This window comes from Acinetobacter sp. ANC 4169, assembly GCF_002135355.1.
Lineage (GTDB): Bacteria > Pseudomonadota > Gammaproteobacteria > Pseudomonadales > Moraxellaceae > Acinetobacter.
On sequence record NZ_NEGE01000004.1, the window covers coordinates 184,584 to 202,528 of the forward strand.

16 protein-coding genes and 1 pseudogene are annotated in these 17,945 nt (G+C 40.7%); 13 read left to right on the forward strand and 4 right to left on the reverse strand.

Annotated features, from left to right (window positions below; genetic code table 11):
- Window positions 1–368: 368 nt before the first annotated feature.
- On the forward strand, window positions 369–788 hold the full coding sequence (locus tag B9T26_RS04875) for a tetratricopeptide repeat protein (RefSeq protein ID WP_086198637.1): 420 nt from the start codon (window positions 369–371) through the stop codon (window positions 786–788).
- Window positions 789–844: 56 nt separating this feature from the next.
- Here B9T26_RS04875 and ettA read toward each other — a convergent pair whose 3' ends face one another.
- Window positions 845–2,506, reverse strand: coding sequence for an energy-dependent translational throttle protein EttA (gene ettA / locus B9T26_RS04880; RefSeq protein ID WP_086198638.1), 1,662 nt, complete (start codon window positions 2,504–2,506; stop codon window positions 845–847).
- A 324-nt stretch (window positions 2,507–2,830) separates the two neighbouring features.
- Between ettA and B9T26_RS04885 the strand changes: the two genes are divergently transcribed.
- The 4 genes from B9T26_RS04885 to B9T26_RS04900 all read left to right on the forward strand — a co-directional run bounded on the left by B9T26_RS04885 (window position 2,831) and on the right by B9T26_RS04900 (window position 6,746).
- A complete protein-coding gene (locus B9T26_RS04885) occupies window positions 2,831–4,108 on the forward strand; it encodes an O-acetylhomoserine aminocarboxypropyltransferase/cysteine synthase family protein (protein ID WP_086198639.1) in 1,278 nt (425 codons plus the stop codon).
- Window positions 4,109–4,416: 308 nt separating this feature from the next.
- The gene (locus tag B9T26_RS04890; RefSeq protein ID WP_086198640.1) at window positions 4,417–5,304 is read left to right on the forward strand and encodes an SDR family NAD(P)-dependent oxidoreductase; all 888 of its coding nucleotides are present in this window, start codon (window positions 4,417–4,419) and stop codon (window positions 5,302–5,304) included.
- Between the two features lie 185 nt (window positions 5,305–5,489).
- Window positions 5,490–5,681 carry a hypothetical protein gene (locus B9T26_RS04895; protein ID WP_227518763.1) on the forward strand — a complete coding sequence of 64 codons (192 nt, stop codon included), beginning with the start codon at window positions 5,490–5,492 and terminating at the stop codon, window positions 5,679–5,681.
- Window positions 5,682–5,759: 78 nt separating this feature from the next.
- Window positions 5,760–6,746 (forward strand): DUF2806 domain-containing protein, encoded by a 987-nt coding sequence (locus tag B9T26_RS04900; RefSeq protein ID WP_086198642.1) that lies wholly within the window; start codon window positions 5,760–5,762, stop codon window positions 6,744–6,746.
- A 41-nt stretch (window positions 6,747–6,787) separates the two neighbouring features.
- Here the strand turns inward: B9T26_RS04900 and B9T26_RS04905 are convergent, their stop codons facing one another.
- Entirely contained in the window at window positions 6,788–9,160 is a 2,373-nt protein-coding gene (locus B9T26_RS04905; RefSeq protein ID WP_086198643.1) for a Tex family protein, read from the reverse strand.
- Between the two features lie 335 nt (window positions 9,161–9,495).
- Between B9T26_RS04905 and ompR the strand changes: the two genes are divergently transcribed.
- From ompR to B9T26_RS04920, 3 genes are all read left to right on the forward strand, one after another.
- The gene (gene ompR / locus B9T26_RS04910; RefSeq protein WP_086174583.1) at window positions 9,496–10,260 is read left to right on the forward strand and encodes a two-component system response regulator OmpR; all 765 of its coding nucleotides are present in this window, start codon (window positions 9,496–9,498) and stop codon (window positions 10,258–10,260) included.
- Between the two features lie 229 nt (window positions 10,261–10,489).
- The gene (locus B9T26_RS04915) at window positions 10,490–11,950 is read left to right on the forward strand and encodes an ATP-binding protein (RefSeq protein ID WP_086198644.1); all 1,461 of its coding nucleotides are present in this window, start codon (window positions 10,490–10,492) and stop codon (window positions 11,948–11,950) included.
- A gap of 205 nt (window positions 11,951–12,155) precedes the next feature.
- On the forward strand, window positions 12,156–13,673 hold the full coding sequence (locus B9T26_RS04920) for an acetyl-CoA hydrolase/transferase family protein (RefSeq protein WP_086198645.1): 1,518 nt from the start codon (window positions 12,156–12,158) through the stop codon (window positions 13,671–13,673).
- A 100-nt stretch (window positions 13,674–13,773) separates the two neighbouring features.
- Here the strand turns inward: B9T26_RS04920 and B9T26_RS04925 are convergent, their stop codons facing one another.
- Window positions 13,774–14,523, reverse strand: a complete 750-nt coding sequence (locus B9T26_RS04925) for a hypothetical protein (protein WP_086198646.1) — start codon at window positions 14,521–14,523, stop codon at window positions 13,774–13,776.
- Between the two features lie 442 nt (window positions 14,524–14,965).
- On the opposite strand from B9T26_RS04925, the gene B9T26_RS04930 reads away from it, so the two are divergent.
- The gene (locus B9T26_RS04930; RefSeq protein WP_086198647.1) at window positions 14,966–15,667 is read left to right on the forward strand and encodes a DsbA family oxidoreductase; all 702 of its coding nucleotides are present in this window, start codon (window positions 14,966–14,968) and stop codon (window positions 15,665–15,667) included.
- 79 nt (window positions 15,668–15,746) lie between these two features.
- Here the strand turns inward: B9T26_RS04930 and B9T26_RS04935 are convergent, their stop codons facing one another.
- Window positions 15,747–15,947 carry a dodecin family protein gene (locus B9T26_RS04935; RefSeq protein ID WP_086174588.1) on the reverse strand — a complete coding sequence of 67 codons (201 nt, stop codon included), beginning with the start codon at window positions 15,945–15,947 and terminating at the stop codon, window positions 15,747–15,749.
- Between the two features lie 241 nt (window positions 15,948–16,188).
- On the opposite strand from B9T26_RS04935, the gene B9T26_RS04940 reads away from it, so the two are divergent.
- The 4 genes and pseudogenes from B9T26_RS04940 to B9T26_RS04955 all read left to right on the forward strand — a co-directional run.
- On the forward strand, window positions 16,189–16,404 hold the full coding sequence (locus tag B9T26_RS04940; protein WP_086174589.1) for a glycine zipper domain-containing protein: 216 nt from the start codon (window positions 16,189–16,191) through the stop codon (window positions 16,402–16,404).
- Window positions 16,405–16,647: 243 nt separating this feature from the next.
- Window positions 16,648–16,836, forward strand: a complete 189-nt coding sequence (locus tag B9T26_RS04945) for a hypothetical protein (protein ID WP_227518764.1) — start codon at window positions 16,648–16,650, stop codon at window positions 16,834–16,836.
- A 339-nt stretch (window positions 16,837–17,175) separates the two neighbouring features.
- Window positions 17,176–17,355 carry a hypothetical protein gene (locus tag B9T26_RS04950; protein ID WP_086198649.1) on the forward strand — a complete coding sequence of 60 codons (180 nt, stop codon included), beginning with the start codon at window positions 17,176–17,178 and terminating at the stop codon, window positions 17,353–17,355.
- Between the two features lie 10 nt (window positions 17,356–17,365).
- A pseudogene (locus B9T26_RS04955) lies at window positions 17,366–17,945 on the forward strand (hypothetical protein); the annotation flags it as partial.

Here is a 17,945-nt window from a genome sequence, read left to right on the forward strand (position 1 = left end):
ATTCACGCAAAGTAAAAAAATACAAATAATATTTTAAATTTCAAAGCTTAAGAACATGATATCAAGTCTGAATTTAAATCTGGGATCCCACACTACATAATCAGGAAAGAATCTCCCTATTAGTAAAAAATTTTAAATTTACGCAAAACAACTATGAATTAACAATTCAATTACACTTATTTTTAATAAATGTTAAAAAATTCATTTACGAACACAGATTTATTAATATATGTATTTGTTTTTAAAAAAAATTTATATTTATGTTAATAATTCGGTTTTTGATAAATATTTCGTGCTTTTATTCACAAAAGCAGCTAGATTTAAAAAAGGTTGGATATTTAATCTAAGATATGAAAATGAGGTGAATTATGATCATTCAAAATATAAAAAAGATCGTAAATGCTTGGTTTTATACTCTAAATTCCAATGGATATGGAATGCAGAATTTAGCACTTGAAGCTAACCGGGAGTATTCTCAAGGAGAATATTTCGAACAACTTGCTCATCAGCATCATCAGGAAATTTTGCAACGTTCTAATTCTACCGACACTGAGAGTGATCTTTGTGTACATGATAATCGTAATGCTATGTGGAATTTTTTAAGTGCAGCCTTACGTGGACATCGTGATGCCCAGTATAAATTAGGTATCAGCTATTTGAATGGATCATTAGGTCTTGATAAAAGCTACACACTGGCAGAGGTATGGTTAAAAAAAGCTGCAAATCAGGGTCATCCAGAAGCTCGAAATATGCTGCTGAAAGCTTATAACCCAATTGCGTTCTCTTAAGTCAATAATAAAAAACCAGCCCGAAGGCTGGTTTTTTGAATACATCAAATCAGAGATTAACCACCGATTTTTTTGTATTTAGTACGTTTTTGTACAGCAGCATCACCTAAACGTGCCTGACGGTATGCTTCATATTCCGCATAGTTACCTTCATAGAATTCAGGCTGTTCATTTTCAAATGACAAGATGTGCGTTGCAATACGGTCCAGGAACCAACGGTCATGCGACACCACCATTACAGTACCCGGGAATACAAGAATTGCATCCTCAAGCGCACGTAAGGTTTCGATATCCAAGTCGTTCGATGGCTCATCCAGCAAGATTACGTTTGCACCCATTTGCAGGATTTTCGCAAGTTGTAAACGGTTACGCTCACCACCTGACAATTCGCCAACACGCTTTTGCTGATCTTGACCTTTAAAGTTAAAGCGACCGATATAGGCACGAGAGGCAATTTCGTAATCGCCAATGCGTAAAATATCCAGGCCGCCAGACACTTCTTCCCAAACCGTTTTATTGTTGTCCAGGGTGTCACGGATCTGACCCACATAAGCCACTTTAACCGACTCACCTAAAGTCACCGTACCAGTATCCGGTTGCTGTTCGCCAGTCATCATACGGAATAATGTGGTTTTACCTGCACCGTTCGGACCGACAATACCGACAATCGCTGTTGGTGGTACTGTGAAGGTTAAGTCTTTATACAGCAGACGACCATCAAATGATTTGCTGATCCCTTCAACTTCTACAACTTTATTACCTAGACGCGGGCCAGGTGGAATGTAGATTTCAGAAGTTTCATTACGCTGCTGGAATTCGCGTGAGTTAAGCTCTTCAAAACGCTCCATACGCGCTTTGTTTTTCTTTTGCTGACCTTTGGCATTTGAACGAACCCATTCAAGTTCTTTTTTCAATGCTTTGGCAAAAGATTCTTCTTGCTTGTTCTCTTGCTCTAAACGGGCATTTTTCTGCTCAAGCCAAGAAGAGTAGTTACCCTGGTAAGGAATACCCATACCGCGGTCAAGCTCAAGAATCCATTCCGCAACGTTATCTAGGAAATAACGGTCATGGGTAATCGCCACGATGGTACCGGCAAAGTCTTTCAAGAAACGTTCTAACCAAGATACAGATTCTGCATCCAAATGGTTGGTCGGTTCATCAAGAAGCAACATGTCCGGTTTAGACAATAGCAAACGGCAAAGTGCAACACGACGGCGTTCACCACCTGAAAGCAAAGTTACGTCCGCATCCCAAGCTGGTAAGTTTAACGCAGCAGCAGCTTGATCCATCTGGTTGCTGAGGTTATGTGCATCCCAAGAATGGATAATTGCTTCTAGCTTTTCCTGCTCTTTTGCAAGGGCATCAAAGTCCGCATCTTCAGCTGCATATTCAGCAAAAACTTCATCCAAACGTGCCAAGGCATCAAGTGGTTCACGTAAACCATCTTCAATGTTGCCACGGACGTCTTTATTTGGATCAAGTGGTGGTTCTTGCTCAAGATAGCCGATTTTAATACCCGGTTGAGCACGCGCTTCACCTGAGAAATCTTTATCTACGCCAGCCATAATACGAAGCAAGGTAGATTTACCTGCACCGTTTAAACCAAGCACACCAATTTTTGCGCCTGGAAAGAATGATAAAGAGATGTCTTTTAAGATTTCGCGCTTAGGCGGAACCATCTTCGACACACGGTTCATCGTGTAAATATATTGGGCCACGTAGGACTCCTCTATAGAAAAAGCAACATTCGCACTCTAACCAAAGCAGAATGCGAACAAATATTTGGCGGGCATTATACGATGAATGTACAAAAAAAATAAGGCATAGCATGCATCTTCAATAGAATGTTACAACTAATGGCGTGTTGGTTTTTTAAACATAATCATAGACACTAGGTTGTATTCAAATCTGACTGAATAAAATCCGCATATATAAGAAAATTAGATATTCATTTCTATAATATGCACTTTTATTCATATTCAAAGATGATAGACTGATTAAATAACCAACCGAAGCAATTAACTCACGAAGATGATGTAAACATGACTTATAAAGATGAAACTTTAGCGATTCACGCAGGATACAGCCCGGAACCGACAACAAAAGCTGTAGCCGTACCCATTTATCAAACGACTTCTTATGCTTTTGACAATACCCAACATGGGGCGGATTTATTCGATTTAAAGGTTCAGGGCAATATCTATACCCGGATTATGAATCCTACCACCGCTGTTTTAGAACAACGTCTGGCAGCACTGGAAGGCGGGATTGGCGCTTTGGCTCTGGCCTCCGGCATGTCTGCGATTACCTACTCCATCCAGACCATTGCTGAAGCCGGTGACAATATTGCCTCAGTTTCAACGCTCTATGGCGGTACATACAACCTGTTTGCCCATACCTTACCGAAGCAGGGCATTGAAGTTCGTTTCTTTGATTATCAAAAACCTGAAAGCTTACGCGAGTTGATTGATGACAAAACCAAGCTGGTCTTTGTCGAATCGATTGGTAATCCCTTGGGCAATATCATTGACCTGGAAGCCATTGCAAACATTGCCCATGAATACGGCGTTCCGGTGATTGTGGACAACACCGTGGCCACTCCTGCTCTGCTTAAGCCTTTCGAATATGGCGCCGACATTGTGGTGCATTCACTGACCAAATATATTGGCGGACATGGCAATTCCATCGGTGGTGCCATTGTCGATAGCGGCAAATTCCCGTGGGGCAAATATCCTGAGCGCTTCAAGGTATTGAACACGCCTGATCCAAGTTATCATGGGGTTAATTATGTCGAAGCTTTGGGTGAAGCAGCGTATATCGCCCGCGCACGTGTGGTGCCATTACGCAACACCGGTGCTGCCATTAGCCCGCTCAGTGTATTCCTGATCTTGCAAGGTCTGGAAACGCTTAACCTCCGCATGGAACGTCACACTGAAAATGCGCAAAAAGTTGCTGAATATTTACAGCAACATGCCAAAGTGAATTGGGTAAACTATGCGGGCTTAAAAGACCATCCTCAACATGCCTTGGCACAAAAATATGTGAAAGGTAAACCGTCTGCAATCCTGTCTTTTGGCGTGCAAGATGGTCGTGATGGCGGCACCCGCTTTATTGATGCCTTGCAACTCTTTACTCGTCTGGTGAATATTGGTGATGCCAAAAGCCTGGCCTGCCATCCTGCCACCACCACTCATCGTCAGCTCAATGAAGAAGAATTGAAATCGGCCGGGGTCAGTCTTGATATGGTACGTTTATCTGTCGGTATTGAGCATATCGATGATTTAATTGCCGATTTGGAACAGGCACTGGCTCAAGTTTAAAGCCTTTGATTTCAATACAATGTGGCCTTCTTTCTAAATGAAAGAAGGTTTTTTATTTGCTTGTAATTTTCTGTTTATTTCTCTTTGCTTTACTTTAAATTCATGGTAAAAATTAAATTAATATTAGAACAATAATAGAGCAATTACTCTAATTATATTTGTAAATTCAATAACTTATTTCTAGATTTTTTTTTTACATTCGTTATTATAGTCGTCTCGAGAATAGCTCAACTTCCCCAAATTTTGAGCGCTAGAATCAACTAAAAAAATAATCCAAATTTTTATTCTATTGAAACCAGGAAAATATTGTGAATTCAAGATTAGAGAAACTCTTTCAGAATCGAGTCAACGGCAAAGTTGTTTTAATCACAGGTGCATCGAGTGGTATTGGTTTAACCGCTGCGTATAAACTTGCCGATGCTGGTGCACATGTTCTGTTGGTGGCTCGTACCAAAGAAACACTAGATGAAGTTAAACAAGAAATAGAAGCCAAAGGCGGAAAAGCCTCTGTTTTCCCATGTGATTTAAACGACATGGACTCTATTGATGAAGTATCAAAACAAATTTTAGCCTCTGTAGACCATATTGATATCCTGATCAACAATGCTGGACGCTCGATTCGTCGTGCGGTTCATGAATCAACAGATCGTTTCCATGATTTTGAACGTACCATGCAACTCAATTACTTTGGTGCAGTGCGTTTAGTGATGAATATCCTGCCGCAAATGATGATCCGTCGTGATGGTCATATCATCAACATCAGCTCGATTGGTGTCTTGGCCAATGCGACACGCTTTTCCGCTTATGTGGCCTCTAAAGCCGCACTGGATGCGTTCAGCCGCTGTCTGTCTGCCGAAGTTCATTCACATAAAATTGCGATTACTTCGGTTTACATGCCATTGGTTCGTACCCCAATGATTGCACCAACCAAAATCTATAAATATGTACCCACCCTGTCTCCTGAACAGGCAGCAGATTTAATTGCTTATGCAATTGTGAAGCGTCCGAAAAAAGTGGCAACCAACTTAGGTCGTTTGGCATCAATCACCTATTCAATTGCACCAGACATCAATAATAAATTGATGTCGATTGGTTATAACCTGTTCCCAAGCTCTTCAGCTTCGGTAGGTCAGCCACAGAAATTAAACTGGGTACAAAAAGCGTATGCACGCCTGTTCCCGGGTGAGCATTGGTAAGATTCTGCAATACGAAAGCCAGTCACTAGACTGGCTTTTTTTATGCTATAAACCAGCATCATTTTTTGCTTTTTAGATGTTTTATGCGGATCGTTGCTGTTATTTTTCAATATGCCTGTTTTGCTTTTGCTCTTTTTCTTTGCTACCAGATCGGTGCGTCACTCTATCTGCAGAACTATAAATTGATGGATATAGTAAGTGATGTTGGTACTATTTTAATTTGTATCGATTTGGCCATGTTCCTACATTTCAACAAATCTTTTGCAGCGTTGAAAATGAAAGATGCATCTCAACAGTCTCCGGTAGAAGTTTCAACATTGGAAAAGGTGAGCCGTAAGTTGGGGCATTTGGGCATTATGCTAATTATTTGTGGCTAGATCGTGCCAAAGCTCGCATAAAAAACCTCCCAATTGGGAGGTTTTTCGTTAAGATAATAGCAATTAAATCAAATAACTATGAATATGGAACAAGAAGTTATTAAAGCTGCTACAGGCGTGGCAACTACAGCGGCAAATAAAGGTATAGGTAAACTAACAGATTTAGTCTTTTCTAAACAAATTCGACAGCAAAGAAGATTAGACCATCTTTCATCAGTTCAAGATCAAAAAGACGCTGAGCTTATTCAACAAGGTCTAGCAGAGTTTAGAGATGGAGGATTTATTTTAATTGAAGAACAAATTGGAAATCCCGCATCTCCTTTAGGGTTAATTCTTGCTCAGAATAATCAAAACCAATCTGAAAACTTAAGTAAATGTTTAAGCAAAGCTTATGAACATTTATCTGAGAAAAATGATGATGAAATTAATGATGAACAAATCTCAGAGACTTTCTTTAATAAATGGATGAACTACGGAAAAGAAGTTTCTGAAGAAGAATTACAAGATTTGTGGGGAAAAATTTTAAGTGAAGAAATAACTACACCAAACTCCCTGAATTATTTAGTACTGCACTCACTGTCATTGATGAGTAAAAATCAACTTGAGAAATTTTCAGAATTATTAAATTTCGTGTTCAAATCTATTGTGGTTGCAAATCATAAAGGAGGCTTGGATATTTCTATAGCCTTACCTCAAATCACTCAAAATGAACTTGATGAATTAGTAGACTTCAATCTAATCAATAGCTTAAGTATTGCTGATAGTGTTTACTATAAACTCGATTTTTTTACTTTTAACTCTAAGAAATATCAAGCTATTTGGAATAATCAAGGTAATTACATTTTAGGGATTCAAAATGATATCCAATTAGATATATATGGTTTTAGATTAACGACTATTGGAAAAAAATTAATGTCTTTATCCAACCAAACTAAATCTGAATCAGCAAATGCAGTATCTTTTGCCAAATATCTCTTAACATTAGATTCACTAAAAGATATAGACCACATCGACTTATTTCTTAATAATAACCAACTGACATTTGTACAAAGTATTTATAAATAAAAAACCTCCCATTTGGGAGGTTTTCTTTTCCTAATCAAAGATTACTTCGAACCTTTAATCCCTGCTTGTAATAACAATGCACCCAAACCACCAATTTTTTGCTCTTGTGGTTTAGCGGCTTGAGGCTTTTTATGACCTTGTGGGCGGTCGCCTTGCGGACGTGCATGCTGTGGACGTTTGCCTTGAGGCTTACGCTCACCGCGTTGTTCCTGATTTTGACCATGAGCTTGCTCACGGCGTGGCTGACGTGGTGCTTTAGCAGGTGCTTCAGAACCTTCAGGACGCATCGACAAGTTCACACGGTTACGTTCAGCATCTACCGTTAACACACGAACTTGCACGATCTGGCCTGGTTTAACCACTTTGTGTGGATCGGATACAAACTCGTTCGCCAGTTCAGAAATATGTACTAAACCGTCTTGGTGTACGCCTACATCCACGAATGCACCGAAGTTGGTGACATTGGTAATCACGCCTTCCAGCTGCATGCCTTCAGTAAGTTGTGATACTTCAGTAATGTCTTCACGGAATTTTGCAGTACGGAATTCCGGACGTGGGTCACGACCCGGTTTTTCAAGTTCAGACAATACATCCTGAATGGTTGGTAAACCAAATTGCTCATCGGCAAATTCTTCTGCATTCACCTGGCGAATGATTTCAGAATTGCCAATAATGTCTTTTACCGTCGTGGCTTTTGCTGCAACAATTTTGCTGACCAAAGCATAAGATTCAGGGTGAACAGCAGATGCATCCAGTGGTTCAGAACCATCTTGGATACGCAAGAAGCCCGCTGCCTGCTCAAAAGTACGATCACCTAAACGTGGCACTTTTTTCAGACTTTGACGGTTATCAAAACGGCCATTTTCCTTACGGAAGTCGACAATCTGTTGTGCAATCGATTTGTTTAAACCTGCGATATAACCCAGAATTGCTGAAGATGCGGTATTTACATCCACACCCACCGAGTTCACACAGTCTTCTACTACCGCTTCAAGGGTTTTTGCCAAGCCCGCTTGGTTCACATCGTGTTGGTACTGACCTACACCAATTGATTTCGGATCAATTTTCACCAGTTCTGCTAGTGGATCTTGTAAACGGCGTGCAATTGAAACTGCGCCACGAATCGTAACGTCTAATTCAGGAAGCTCTTGTGAAGCCAATTCAGAAGCTGAATAAACCGATGCCCCTGCCTCAGATACTGAAACACGCGTCAAGTTCAAATCAGCATTTTGAGCCATCATTTCAGCTACAACTGCTTCAGTTTCACGGCTTGCAGTACCATTACCAATGGCAATCAGGTCAACATTGAATTCACGGCACAGACGTGCAAGTTCAGCAATTGAACCTTCTTTATCTTCTTTGGGTGCAAACGGGTAAATAGTGCTATGCGCAACCACATCACCTGACTGGTTTACCACCGCCAATTTCACGCCGGTACGGATGCCTGGGTCTACACCTAAGGTACAACGTGCACCAGCAGGAGCAGAAAGCAATAAATGACGTAAGTTTTCTGCAAATACGTCCATTGCTTCAGCTTCAGCAGTAAGACGTTTTTCAGTCAACAATGAATGTTCGATTTGTGGACGAACCTTGCCCAACCAGAACAGTTTTGCAGTTTGTTTTAAGTAGTCTTGACGTGCTTGCGGTTGCACTGTTTCCAGATTGTATTCAGTTTCAATACGCGCAAGTGGTGCATCATCTTCACCATCTACTTTTAAGCCCAATACGTTTTCCTGACGGCCACGCAGCATGGCCAGCAAGCGATGTGAAGGTACTTTATTCAGGTTTTCAGAAAAATCGAAGTAATCACGGAATTTTTTACCGACTTCTTTTTTCTCTTCACTGGCCACTAAACTTTTTAAAACAGCAGTTTTGGCAAATACCGCTTTTAATTCAGTGGTTAAAGCAATATTTTGCGCCCAGTCATCAAGCAGAATATGCTGGATCGCATCGAGCTGACTTTCTAAATCTGGATAATCTTCATGGCTAAAGCCAGCTAGCGCTTCTGCTGGATCAACTTGTTCGCTAAAGATTTTTTCAGCAATTGGTCCCAAACCTGCTTCTTTGGCTTTAAAAGATTTGCTGGTACGTTTTGGACGGTACGGCGCATAAATCTCTTCTAAAGCATTCTTGGTTTCAGCAGCATTTACACGTGCCAACAAATCATCTGACAATTTATTTTGTTCTTTCAGAGATTCGATTACTTTTTCACGGCGTTCAAATAAATCACGTAGATACGATAAACGGTTGTCGAGTTGGCGTAACTGGGTATCGTCCAAGCCTTGCGTTACTTCTTTACGGTAACGTGCGATAAATGGAACGCTGGCACCTTCATCAATCAGCTTGATGGCAGCTTCTACTTGATTTGGACGTACGGCAATTTCTTTTGCTAACTGCTGAACTAAGTCAGTCATCGTGTTTGATCCCACAAGGATAAGTACTAAATGGCATGATTATAAAGACCAAGCCCATAAAATCCACAATTGTTTTGATTAAATTTATAAGTGGTTCATATTGCCAATTAATGTCTTTTTCAGAATTTCTCACAAAATTAAGTGACAAGTAGATTTTTACTCTACATATTCAGCAAGATGAACGATAATTTAGATGTATACATTTGGTATCTATGTCTTGATTTTATCTGCAATATTTGTTGCTTTAAAGCATAGCAAACAGATACAAATGAATCGTATACTCAAGACTATCCGAACTTTTGTTTACGATGACAATAAAGAATAAGGAGCACATCATGAGTTTAGTGGTACCTGCTGAAAAAACAGATCCAGTACAAACTGAAACTGATCGCGTCGAACGCATTCTCGTTGTAGATGACGATGTGCGTTTACGGACGTTGTTACAGCGTTTTCTAGAAGATAAAGGCTTCGTGGTCAAAACCGCTCACGATGCAACGCAAATGGATCGTTTATTGCAGCGCGAACTTTTCTCCCTGATCGTGCTCGATTTCATGCTTCCGGTTGAAGATGGCTTAAGTATTTGCCGTCGTTTACGCCAATCGAATATTGATACGCCGATTATCATGCTGACTGCACGTGGTAGCGATTCTGACCGTATTGCTGGGCTAGAAGCAGGTGCCGACGATTACTTGCCTAAGCCTTTCAACCCCAATGAACTGCTGGCACGTATCCGTGCCGTGTTACGTCGTCAGGTACGTGAAGTTCCGGGTGCACCAAGCCAACAAATGGAAGTAGTCAGCTTTGGCCCATGGTCCTTGGACTTATCTACCCGCACCCTGACCCGTGAAGGTCAAGTGGTAACGCTTACCACAGGTGAGTTCGCGGTACTGAAAGCTTTAGTGCAACATCCACGTGAACCTTTAACCCGTGACAAGTTGATGAATTTGGCACGCGGTCGTGAATGGGGGGCAATGGAACGCTCGATTGACGTTCAGGTGTCTCGTTTACGTCGTCTGGTTGAAGAAAACCCTGCCCGTGCGCGTTATATCCAAACAGTATGGGGTGTGGGTTATGTCTTTGTTCCAGATGGTGCTGAATAAGAAGAAGTCCTTCCCACTTTAAATGTACGGAAAAGCCATTCGCTGCTGTTTGAGCTAAACCTCAAGTAAAGACTCGCATTGAAGTGCGCGAGTTCAGCGAATGGTAAGGTTTTTGGTTACTTTTTTAAAAAAGTAACATAACGAGCTCCTTCCATCGAAGGTACAAGCAGTAAGATTCCACCACAAAAATATCACTGCAAAATTTATAAAATGCCTACAGGATGCTGGTGTGAAACTCGACCCCATCGACCCGCAAAAATTTACTGATTACGAAGCTTATTCGGAAAAGAAGCGCACCCGCTCGGAACGCTTTCTAGATAAAATCAAGCCGCGTTCTGCTGCAATGCGTACCACTGTGCTCGTGTTATTCATTGTATTTTTCAGTTTATTTATGTCGTTGTGGTTTTTCTGGCGTACCCTTTACCTTCCTGAAATTCAGCAGCATGCCCGCTATTTAGGGGTTGAACTGGAAATTCTGAATAATCCTGAGTTACGGATTTTTCATAATGATGCCGAAGTGGATGTTGATACCTGGCTAAAAAACCGGGTTGGGATTGAATACATTACCAATCCCAAAGAATATCCCAGTGTTCGCGACAAAGTTATTGCCGAGTTTTTTACCAACCAAATAGAAAAAAAACTGGCGAAAGAGCTGAAAGTTGAAAATGTCACGGTCTATTTCCAGTTTAAACCCAGTCCGCGTATCTGGGTACAAACACCAGAGATGAATGGACACTGGGTACGTGAACCCCTAAAAACCTACGCCAATTACAGTCCTGAGCTGGTATTTGGCTGGCTACTCGGTGTACCACTCATTGCCGCTGCCATCATTTTGACTCTGGTTCGCCAGTTAAACCGCCCGCTTCGCCGTTTGCAAGATGCGGCTAACAGCTACAGTAAAACCGGCTCGGCGCCCTATCTTGAAACCAATCATGGGCCACAAGAAATTCGTGAAGTGAACCAAGCCTTCAATCAGATGATTTATACCCTGGATCAGACTGAACGCGACCGCCGTATCATGCTGGCCGGGATTTCTCATGACTTGCGTACTCCCCTCACCCGCATCCGCTTAAGTGCAGAAATGATGCCCGATGATGACTTTCTGAAAGAAGGACTCATTTATGATGTTGAAGATATGGATGCCATTCTGAACCAGTTTATCTCCTACATGCGCGATGGCTCCGATGAAGAACTCCAGGACACCGACATTAATATGCTGTTACAAGAATTGGTGATTCAGTTCAAACCCCTGGATATTCGTTTTGAAGCGCAAGAAGTGCCGACCATTCAGGCGCGTAGCCAGTCTTTAAAACGCCTGATTGGCAATCTCATTAACAACTCAAAACGCTATGGTGCCGAACCAATCGAATTATCTGCCCAAGTGGAAGATCATCATCTACTGATTAGGGTTGCCGACCATGGCGAAGGCATTCCTGAAGACCAGATTGAAGATTTAATGCAACCTTTTGTACGCGGTAATGAAGCTCGTACCATACAAGGCAGTGGTTTAGGTTTGGCCATTGTGAAACGCATTGTTGATCTTCATCAAGGCACGCTCACGATCCATAATCGTCCTCAGGGTGGTTTAGAAGCACTTATTTCTTTACCTATACTTCACGATGAAATTGAGGAAAATGCATCCCACAGTACCTTAGGAAAAATTAAACACACCATCACCGGGCATTTTTAAGGTTTGGTTAATTAATCAACAAACAGTTTTGTTTAACTATTAATCTATTGGTTTTTAACTACTAAAAATCAATAGATTAAAAACCATAAAAAATCGTTATACCCACATTTTTTCAAAAAATTAGACCTTAGCCTAACAGGCATGCACAATTTGTTTTTTGGACGGTACAATCCGTCTAGTTTTGAACAAGAATTGAGCGTAAACCATGTCTTTAGATCGTATTCGTTTAGCGTCACTTCATGACAAAGTCATGAGCGCAGAACAAGCTGCTACTTTTATCCAAGATGGTATGACTGTAGGTATGAGTGGATTTACTCGTGCAGGTGAAGCAAAAGCTGTACCTTTAGCGCTTGTAAAACAAGCTCAAAGTAATCCTTTAAAAATTACTTTAATCACAGGTGCAAGCCTGGGTAACGACCTAGACAAACAATTAACTGAAGCTGGTGTACTTGCTCGCCGTTTACCGTTCCAGGTAGATAATACTTTACGTAAAGCCATTAACAAAGGCGAAGTGATGTTCATCGATCAGCATTTGTCTGAAACTGTTGAACAAATGCGTAACCAGCAATTGAAAAAACCAGATGTTGCAATTATTGAAGCTGTAGCCATTACTGAAGATGGTGGCATCATCCCAACGACTTCTGTAGGCAACTCTGCAAGTTTTGCAATCTTTGCTGAAAAAGTGATTGTAGAAATCAACACCAACTTAAGCCCTGCTTTTGAAGGTTTACATGACATCTACATTCCAACGTATCGTCCAACACGTCAAGCCATTCCTTTGACTAAGGTTGATGAACGTATTGGTACGCATGCCATCAATATCGATCCGGCAAAAATTGCAGGCATCGTAATTAACAACGAATACCACGATTCTCCATCTACTGTGACTGCTCCAGATGATGAAACTCAAGGGATTGCGAATCACTTGATCGCCTTCTTTGAAAAAGAAGTTGCTGAAGAGCGTCTTCCTAAAAACTTGGGTCCACTTCAGGCAGGTATTGGTTCAATTGCCAACGCTGTATTGACGGGTCTGAAAGATTCAAACTTCGAAGACTTGATCATGTACTCTGAAGTACTTCAAGACTGTACTTTCGAATTGATTGATGCAGGCAAAATGAAATTTGCTTCAGGTTCATCTATTACCCTTTCTGCTAAATATGGCGAAAAAGTATTTAACAACCTTGAAGCATACAAAGATAAACTTGTGCTTCGTCCACAGGAAATTTCCAACCACCCTGAATTGGTTCGTCGTCTAGGTATTATCGGTATCAACACTGCGCTTGAATTCGACATCTACGGTAATGTGAACTCAACTCACGTATGCGGCACCAAAATGATGAACGGTATTGGTGGTTCAGGTGACTTTGCACGTAATGCACACTTGGCAATCTTCGTGACTAAATCGATTGCAAAAGGTGGCGATATTTCTTCTATCGTTCCGTTCGCATCTCACGTAGACCATGCTGAACATGACGTAGACATCCTGGTCACTGAACAGGGTCTTGCTGACTTACGTGGTCTTGCTCCACGTGAACGTGCTCGTGCAATTATCGATAACTGTGCTCACCCGATGTACCGTGATGCCCTAAACGATTACTTTGATCGTGCATGTGCCAAAGGGGGTCATACTCCACATCTTCTTCGTGAGGCGCTTTCTTGGCACTCAAACTTCGAAGAAAATGGTCATATGTTAAGCGCTCAAGCTGAAGCGAAGAGTGCTTAATCGCCTCACTCAATAGTATAAAAAAGCGTACTTCGGTACGCTTTTTTATTTTAAGCAGTTCATTAAGCTGAGCCAGCCCATAACGATAAAAACTTAAAGGCTATAGGCGCTGTTCAACCGCTTTACGATTTTGCTTTTTAATTTTTTCCATTTCTGCATTTAACTGTAAAATTTCCTGATACAAGGCATTAAATTGTTTTAGCGGTTGATCCTGATAAAACATAAAAGTCTTGTTCTTTTTCTCCCATTTATTATTTTTTAAAATCTGAAATAGAGCATCGGCCTTATTTAATACTTGCTGTTCCAAAGCAAATAAGGCATGGCTTTGATCATTCTCACGACTGTCGCGCAAGCTATTAATTAATTGGTGACGCAGAGGTGCCTTGATTGACAACTGTTTGGCTCGAGCCAAGGTATTGTCTTCGCGTTGCTGGCTTTGCTGTTGATACCGTGCAGCCAGAAAATGGGCTTGCTGTAGCATCTGCTCTGTTTCTGCAAACTTGTGTTTCCGATCCTGATCCAAACGGTCAATATTTAAAAATTGATCCCAATGAATCGCTTTGAGATCACGCAAATATTTATTTCTGCCTTCAGCATTCTGAATCATCTGGCTCAGGACGAAGTCTGCCATCACCTTATAATCACCCTGTAAACGCGGATCTGAAACTTGTATGTTGATTGGCTGGGACCAGTCTTGCGCCTGCTGATAAATCAGTTCAGCTTTTTCATACAATACCGTTTGGTAGCTGTGCAGTTGGCTGAGTTCTTTTTGCTGGACTGAATATTGATAAAACATCCAGCCAAATACGCTACATGTTGCCAATATTAAGATGAGAAAAATTCTGGGCATACCAGACTCTCCTATACCGCCTTTTCCACATCATAACTTTATTCAGGCTGAAATCTTTCATTTATCAGACAATAAGCATACAAAGTTTACAGCTCAGCAAGAAAGTTAAGACTAAGTCGAGGTGCCTTATTTAGGGAAACATGCTTGATTACAAAATCCCGCAAATGGATACTATTTATAGCTGGGGTTCATACCGCTAGTGCCCTAAATAGTGATACTCAAATTAGCTTGATCATTCATTTGATGGTTATAGGCCAGTTCAGGAAGTACAAAATACTTTCAGTCATTTCCAATTTTCATAAACATCCTATTTTTAAGTTTTAATCTGCTCTCAGTCGGCTTTTTATGTCATTTGGAATAAGTCTCCATTTTCATTTTTAAAAGCTTTAAATTTTAATCTCTACCCCCATCAATACAAGCAAGAAAAGATTAGAGATTTCTCATGCGTGTAGATATTTGGTCAGATGTGGTTTGTCCATTTTGTTATATTGGTAAAAAACGTCTGGAAGCTGCTGCTGAACAAGCAGGTGTGGAACTTGAAGTGCATTGGCATAGCTATGAGCTTGATCCGGAAGCACCGGTTCGTCAGGAAGTATCCAACTCTGAGCGTCTCGCACAAAAATATGGCCGCACCCTGGCCGAAGTTGAAGAAATGCAGCGTAATATTGCTGCCATGGCAGCCGAAGAAGGAATTCAATTCAACTGGGAAAATGCCAACTCGGGTAATACTTTCAATGCCCACCGCATTATTCATTTAGCCCAAAGCAAAGGTTTGGGATCGGAAGCCAAAGAAGCCTTTTTTTACAGCTATATGACGCAAGGATTACCGATTGGCGAGCGCGAAACCCTGGAAGATGTCGCAGCCCGCATTGGTTTAAATCCGGTTGAAGTGGATGATCTGCTCAATTCAGAAGAATATGCCGACTTTGTTAAATTCGATGAAGATGTGGCCCGTGACCAACTAAAAGTCACCGGTGTACCATTCTTTGTTTTTGATCAACGTATCGCGCTAGCGGGTGCACAGCCACGTGAAGTGTTTTTACAGGTCATGGAAAAAGCCCTTGAAGCCCCGCAACAGGCCAACACACCAGCTGAAGATGCGGCCATCTGTAAAGAAGATAACTGTGATTTTCCAGAAAAATAAGCTTAAGTCTTAGGCAGAGCATGTAAATGAAAATCCCCAGATACTGGGGATTTTTTTATCTTAAGATTTATTTATCTATTCAATCAACCAAGAAACTAATTTTTAAATTCACCCGATATTCTGTAATTTTTTTATCCTTAATCACCACCTTTTGTTCATTAATCCATGCACCCTGCACATTTTTAACTGTTTCGGTGACTTTCTCGATTCCAGTTTGAATAGCATCTTCAAAACTTTTATTACTGCTTGAATTAACCTCAACCACTTTTGCTATAGCCATTGTTTTCACCTCAGGTTTTATTATTTTGAGCCCTGATCATAGGATATTTTTTAAACAAAAAAGTAAGTTTTAACATTACAGCGCAAAAACTTACATCTAGGTCACATTATTTGTTTTTGCTGCACGCTTCTTACAAAAGACAACTTATCTATACAAGGCTTGGACACAATAAAAAGTGCAATTGGCTAGGCTAGTATGCGGAATATCTCGGTTCCAAATCATGAAATTTATAGAGGTAAATATGAACACTGAAACACAAAATGCTGCTGTTGATGCTACCCCTGAACAACGTCCATGTGCAAAATCCCGTTTTTCCCCAACAGTAACAGGTGCACTGATTGGCGCAGTTGCTGGTAGCGTACTACCTGTTTTTGGCACTTTCAGCGGGGCCATTATTGGAGGTGTGGCTGGCAAGGTGTATGAGAAAAAATGCCAGAATTCATGCCATAAAATGTAGAATTTATTTATATTTTTAAAAGATTTAAGGCAGATTACTAAAGGGTAATCTGCCTTAGAGCAAAAGCTCTAAATATATGATATATATAATATTTTAAACTCACCATTCATCTTTTTTAGCCCCCAAGCCCTTACTTAATTTGATCGTTTATTGATATTATTCATGTGAAATTTATTTTTATCCATCTCCTTGCCTGGATTATTTTTTTAATGTTCCAGACATCCTTGCATCTAAAGGAAAAAAATGATGAACGTGATTAAATCGCTTTTGGCTGTAGCTGTTGTGGCTTGCTCTGCCCATGTATCTGCTCAAATTGTTTATATTCCAGATTTCCCTGTTAAAAAAGCGGTTGAAACAGTGAATGCTGAACAAAAAGCGCCTGCTACTGACGCTGTCGATCACAGTGTAACGGTATCTAAAAAAGCTGCTTAACCAGCGCTACAAATAAAAAATCAGACTGCGTGATCTCCGTCTGGTTTTTTTATGCCCATTCATCCGCAGCTTATTTTTCAGCTTTGGTTCCGACAGAATTTCTTCTTTGTCCTGCAATTTCGTCCCTTTCTTTTCAAAACTATTCAACAACTACAAACTTATTGCAGGATTTGTCTCACCTCGCCAAAAAAATTGCTTATTTTTTATTTAAAATTTACATTTTTTGCAAATTATGTCTATAAATGCTCAAAAACTGACATTTTTTTTCATGCTTTTTCTTGTTAAATACATATAATCAAAAGAATTAAACAAATAATTCACTCTATCAAAAGTGTCCATATGCAAGAACTTCAAGCGCTGATTCAAGGGAAGATTCCTCCGCAAACGATCAACATCGATAAGTTGATCGTGCTTGCTGAGCATTACCCTCAGCCCACGTCTGCAGAATACAAATTACTTGAACTTGCGATCAATATCGTATTGGCAAGTTATCTAGAAAAAGCACAAAAGCATCTCTAGAGGTCAGCGCATGAATGTATTGGAAAAAGCCAAGCTGATTAAAGAATTAAATCAACTCCTCGATGGATTGGAGCAACGTTCCTTATCTTTTTTTGAAATTGCCCGATCAAAAGCACGGGTAAAAGAAATCTTTACTTTATGCGATGAACCCATTTTTAAAAAACAGATCTTAAAATTTAAATCGCACATTCAGCCTGAAAACGCAGCCAAAGATTTTGCTGCTCAAACCTTGTTTCAGCTCTCTTTTCGTGGCGTATTTCAGCAAGATAGTGCGCTAGAAAAAGCCCTTTATCTGCATCCGGATTTTGGTTGGGCGATTTTGTATGACCCACAACAAGGTTGGCAAATCTGGTTAATTCCCGCAGCAAACCGTACCGCCTTAATCAGCGAATGGGGAAATCTGGATGACACTTATCGTTGGATGCTGGAACAACAGCAGAGCTATCGCTGCCTAAAAACCGATCATGAACTGAAACAAATCCAGAATTTTGTTGCACAACAAATAGCAAAGGCTTTAACCGAGACCGAGACCGAGACCGAGACCGAGACCGAGACCGAGACCGAGACCGAGACCGAGACCGAGACCGAGA

Coding starts and splice junctions, on each gene's coding strand:
- B9T26_RS04900 (WP_086198642.1), top strand. CDS start 5,760: ATGAATATGGAACAAGAAGTTATTAAAGCTGCTACAGGCGTGGCAACT.
- B9T26_RS04885 (WP_086198639.1), top strand. CDS start 2,831: ATGACTTATAAAGATGAAACTTTAGCGATTCACGCAGGATACAGCCCG.
- B9T26_RS04925 (WP_086198646.1), bottom strand. CDS start 14,523: ATGCCCAGAATTTTTCTCATCTTAATATTGGCAACATGTAGCGTATTT.
- B9T26_RS04950 (WP_086198649.1), top strand. CDS start 17,176: ATGCAAGAACTTCAAGCGCTGATTCAAGGGAAGATTCCTCCGCAAACG.
- B9T26_RS04930 (WP_086198647.1), top strand. CDS start 14,966: ATGCGTGTAGATATTTGGTCAGATGTGGTTTGTCCATTTTGTTATATT.
- B9T26_RS04875 (WP_086198637.1), top strand. CDS start 369: ATGATCATTCAAAATATAAAAAAGATCGTAAATGCTTGGTTTTATACT.
- B9T26_RS04940 (WP_086174589.1), top strand. CDS start 16,189: ATGAACACTGAAACACAAAATGCTGCTGTTGATGCTACCCCTGAACAA.
- B9T26_RS04945 (WP_227518764.1), top strand. CDS start 16,648: ATGATGAACGTGATTAAATCGCTTTTGGCTGTAGCTGTTGTGGCTTGC.
- B9T26_RS04935 (WP_086174588.1), bottom strand. CDS start 15,947: ATGGCTATAGCAAAAGTGGTTGAGGTTAATTCAAGCAGTAATAAAAGT.
- ompR (WP_086174583.1), top strand. CDS start 9,496: ATGAGTTTAGTGGTACCTGCTGAAAAAACAGATCCAGTACAAACTGAA.
- B9T26_RS04895 (WP_227518763.1), top strand. CDS start 5,490: ATGGATATAGTAAGTGATGTTGGTACTATTTTAATTTGTATCGATTTG.
- B9T26_RS04920 (WP_086198645.1), top strand. CDS start 12,156: ATGTCTTTAGATCGTATTCGTTTAGCGTCACTTCATGACAAAGTCATG.
- B9T26_RS04905 (WP_086198643.1), bottom strand. CDS start 9,160: ATGACTGACTTAGTTCAGCAGTTAGCAAAAGAAATTGCCGTACGTCCA.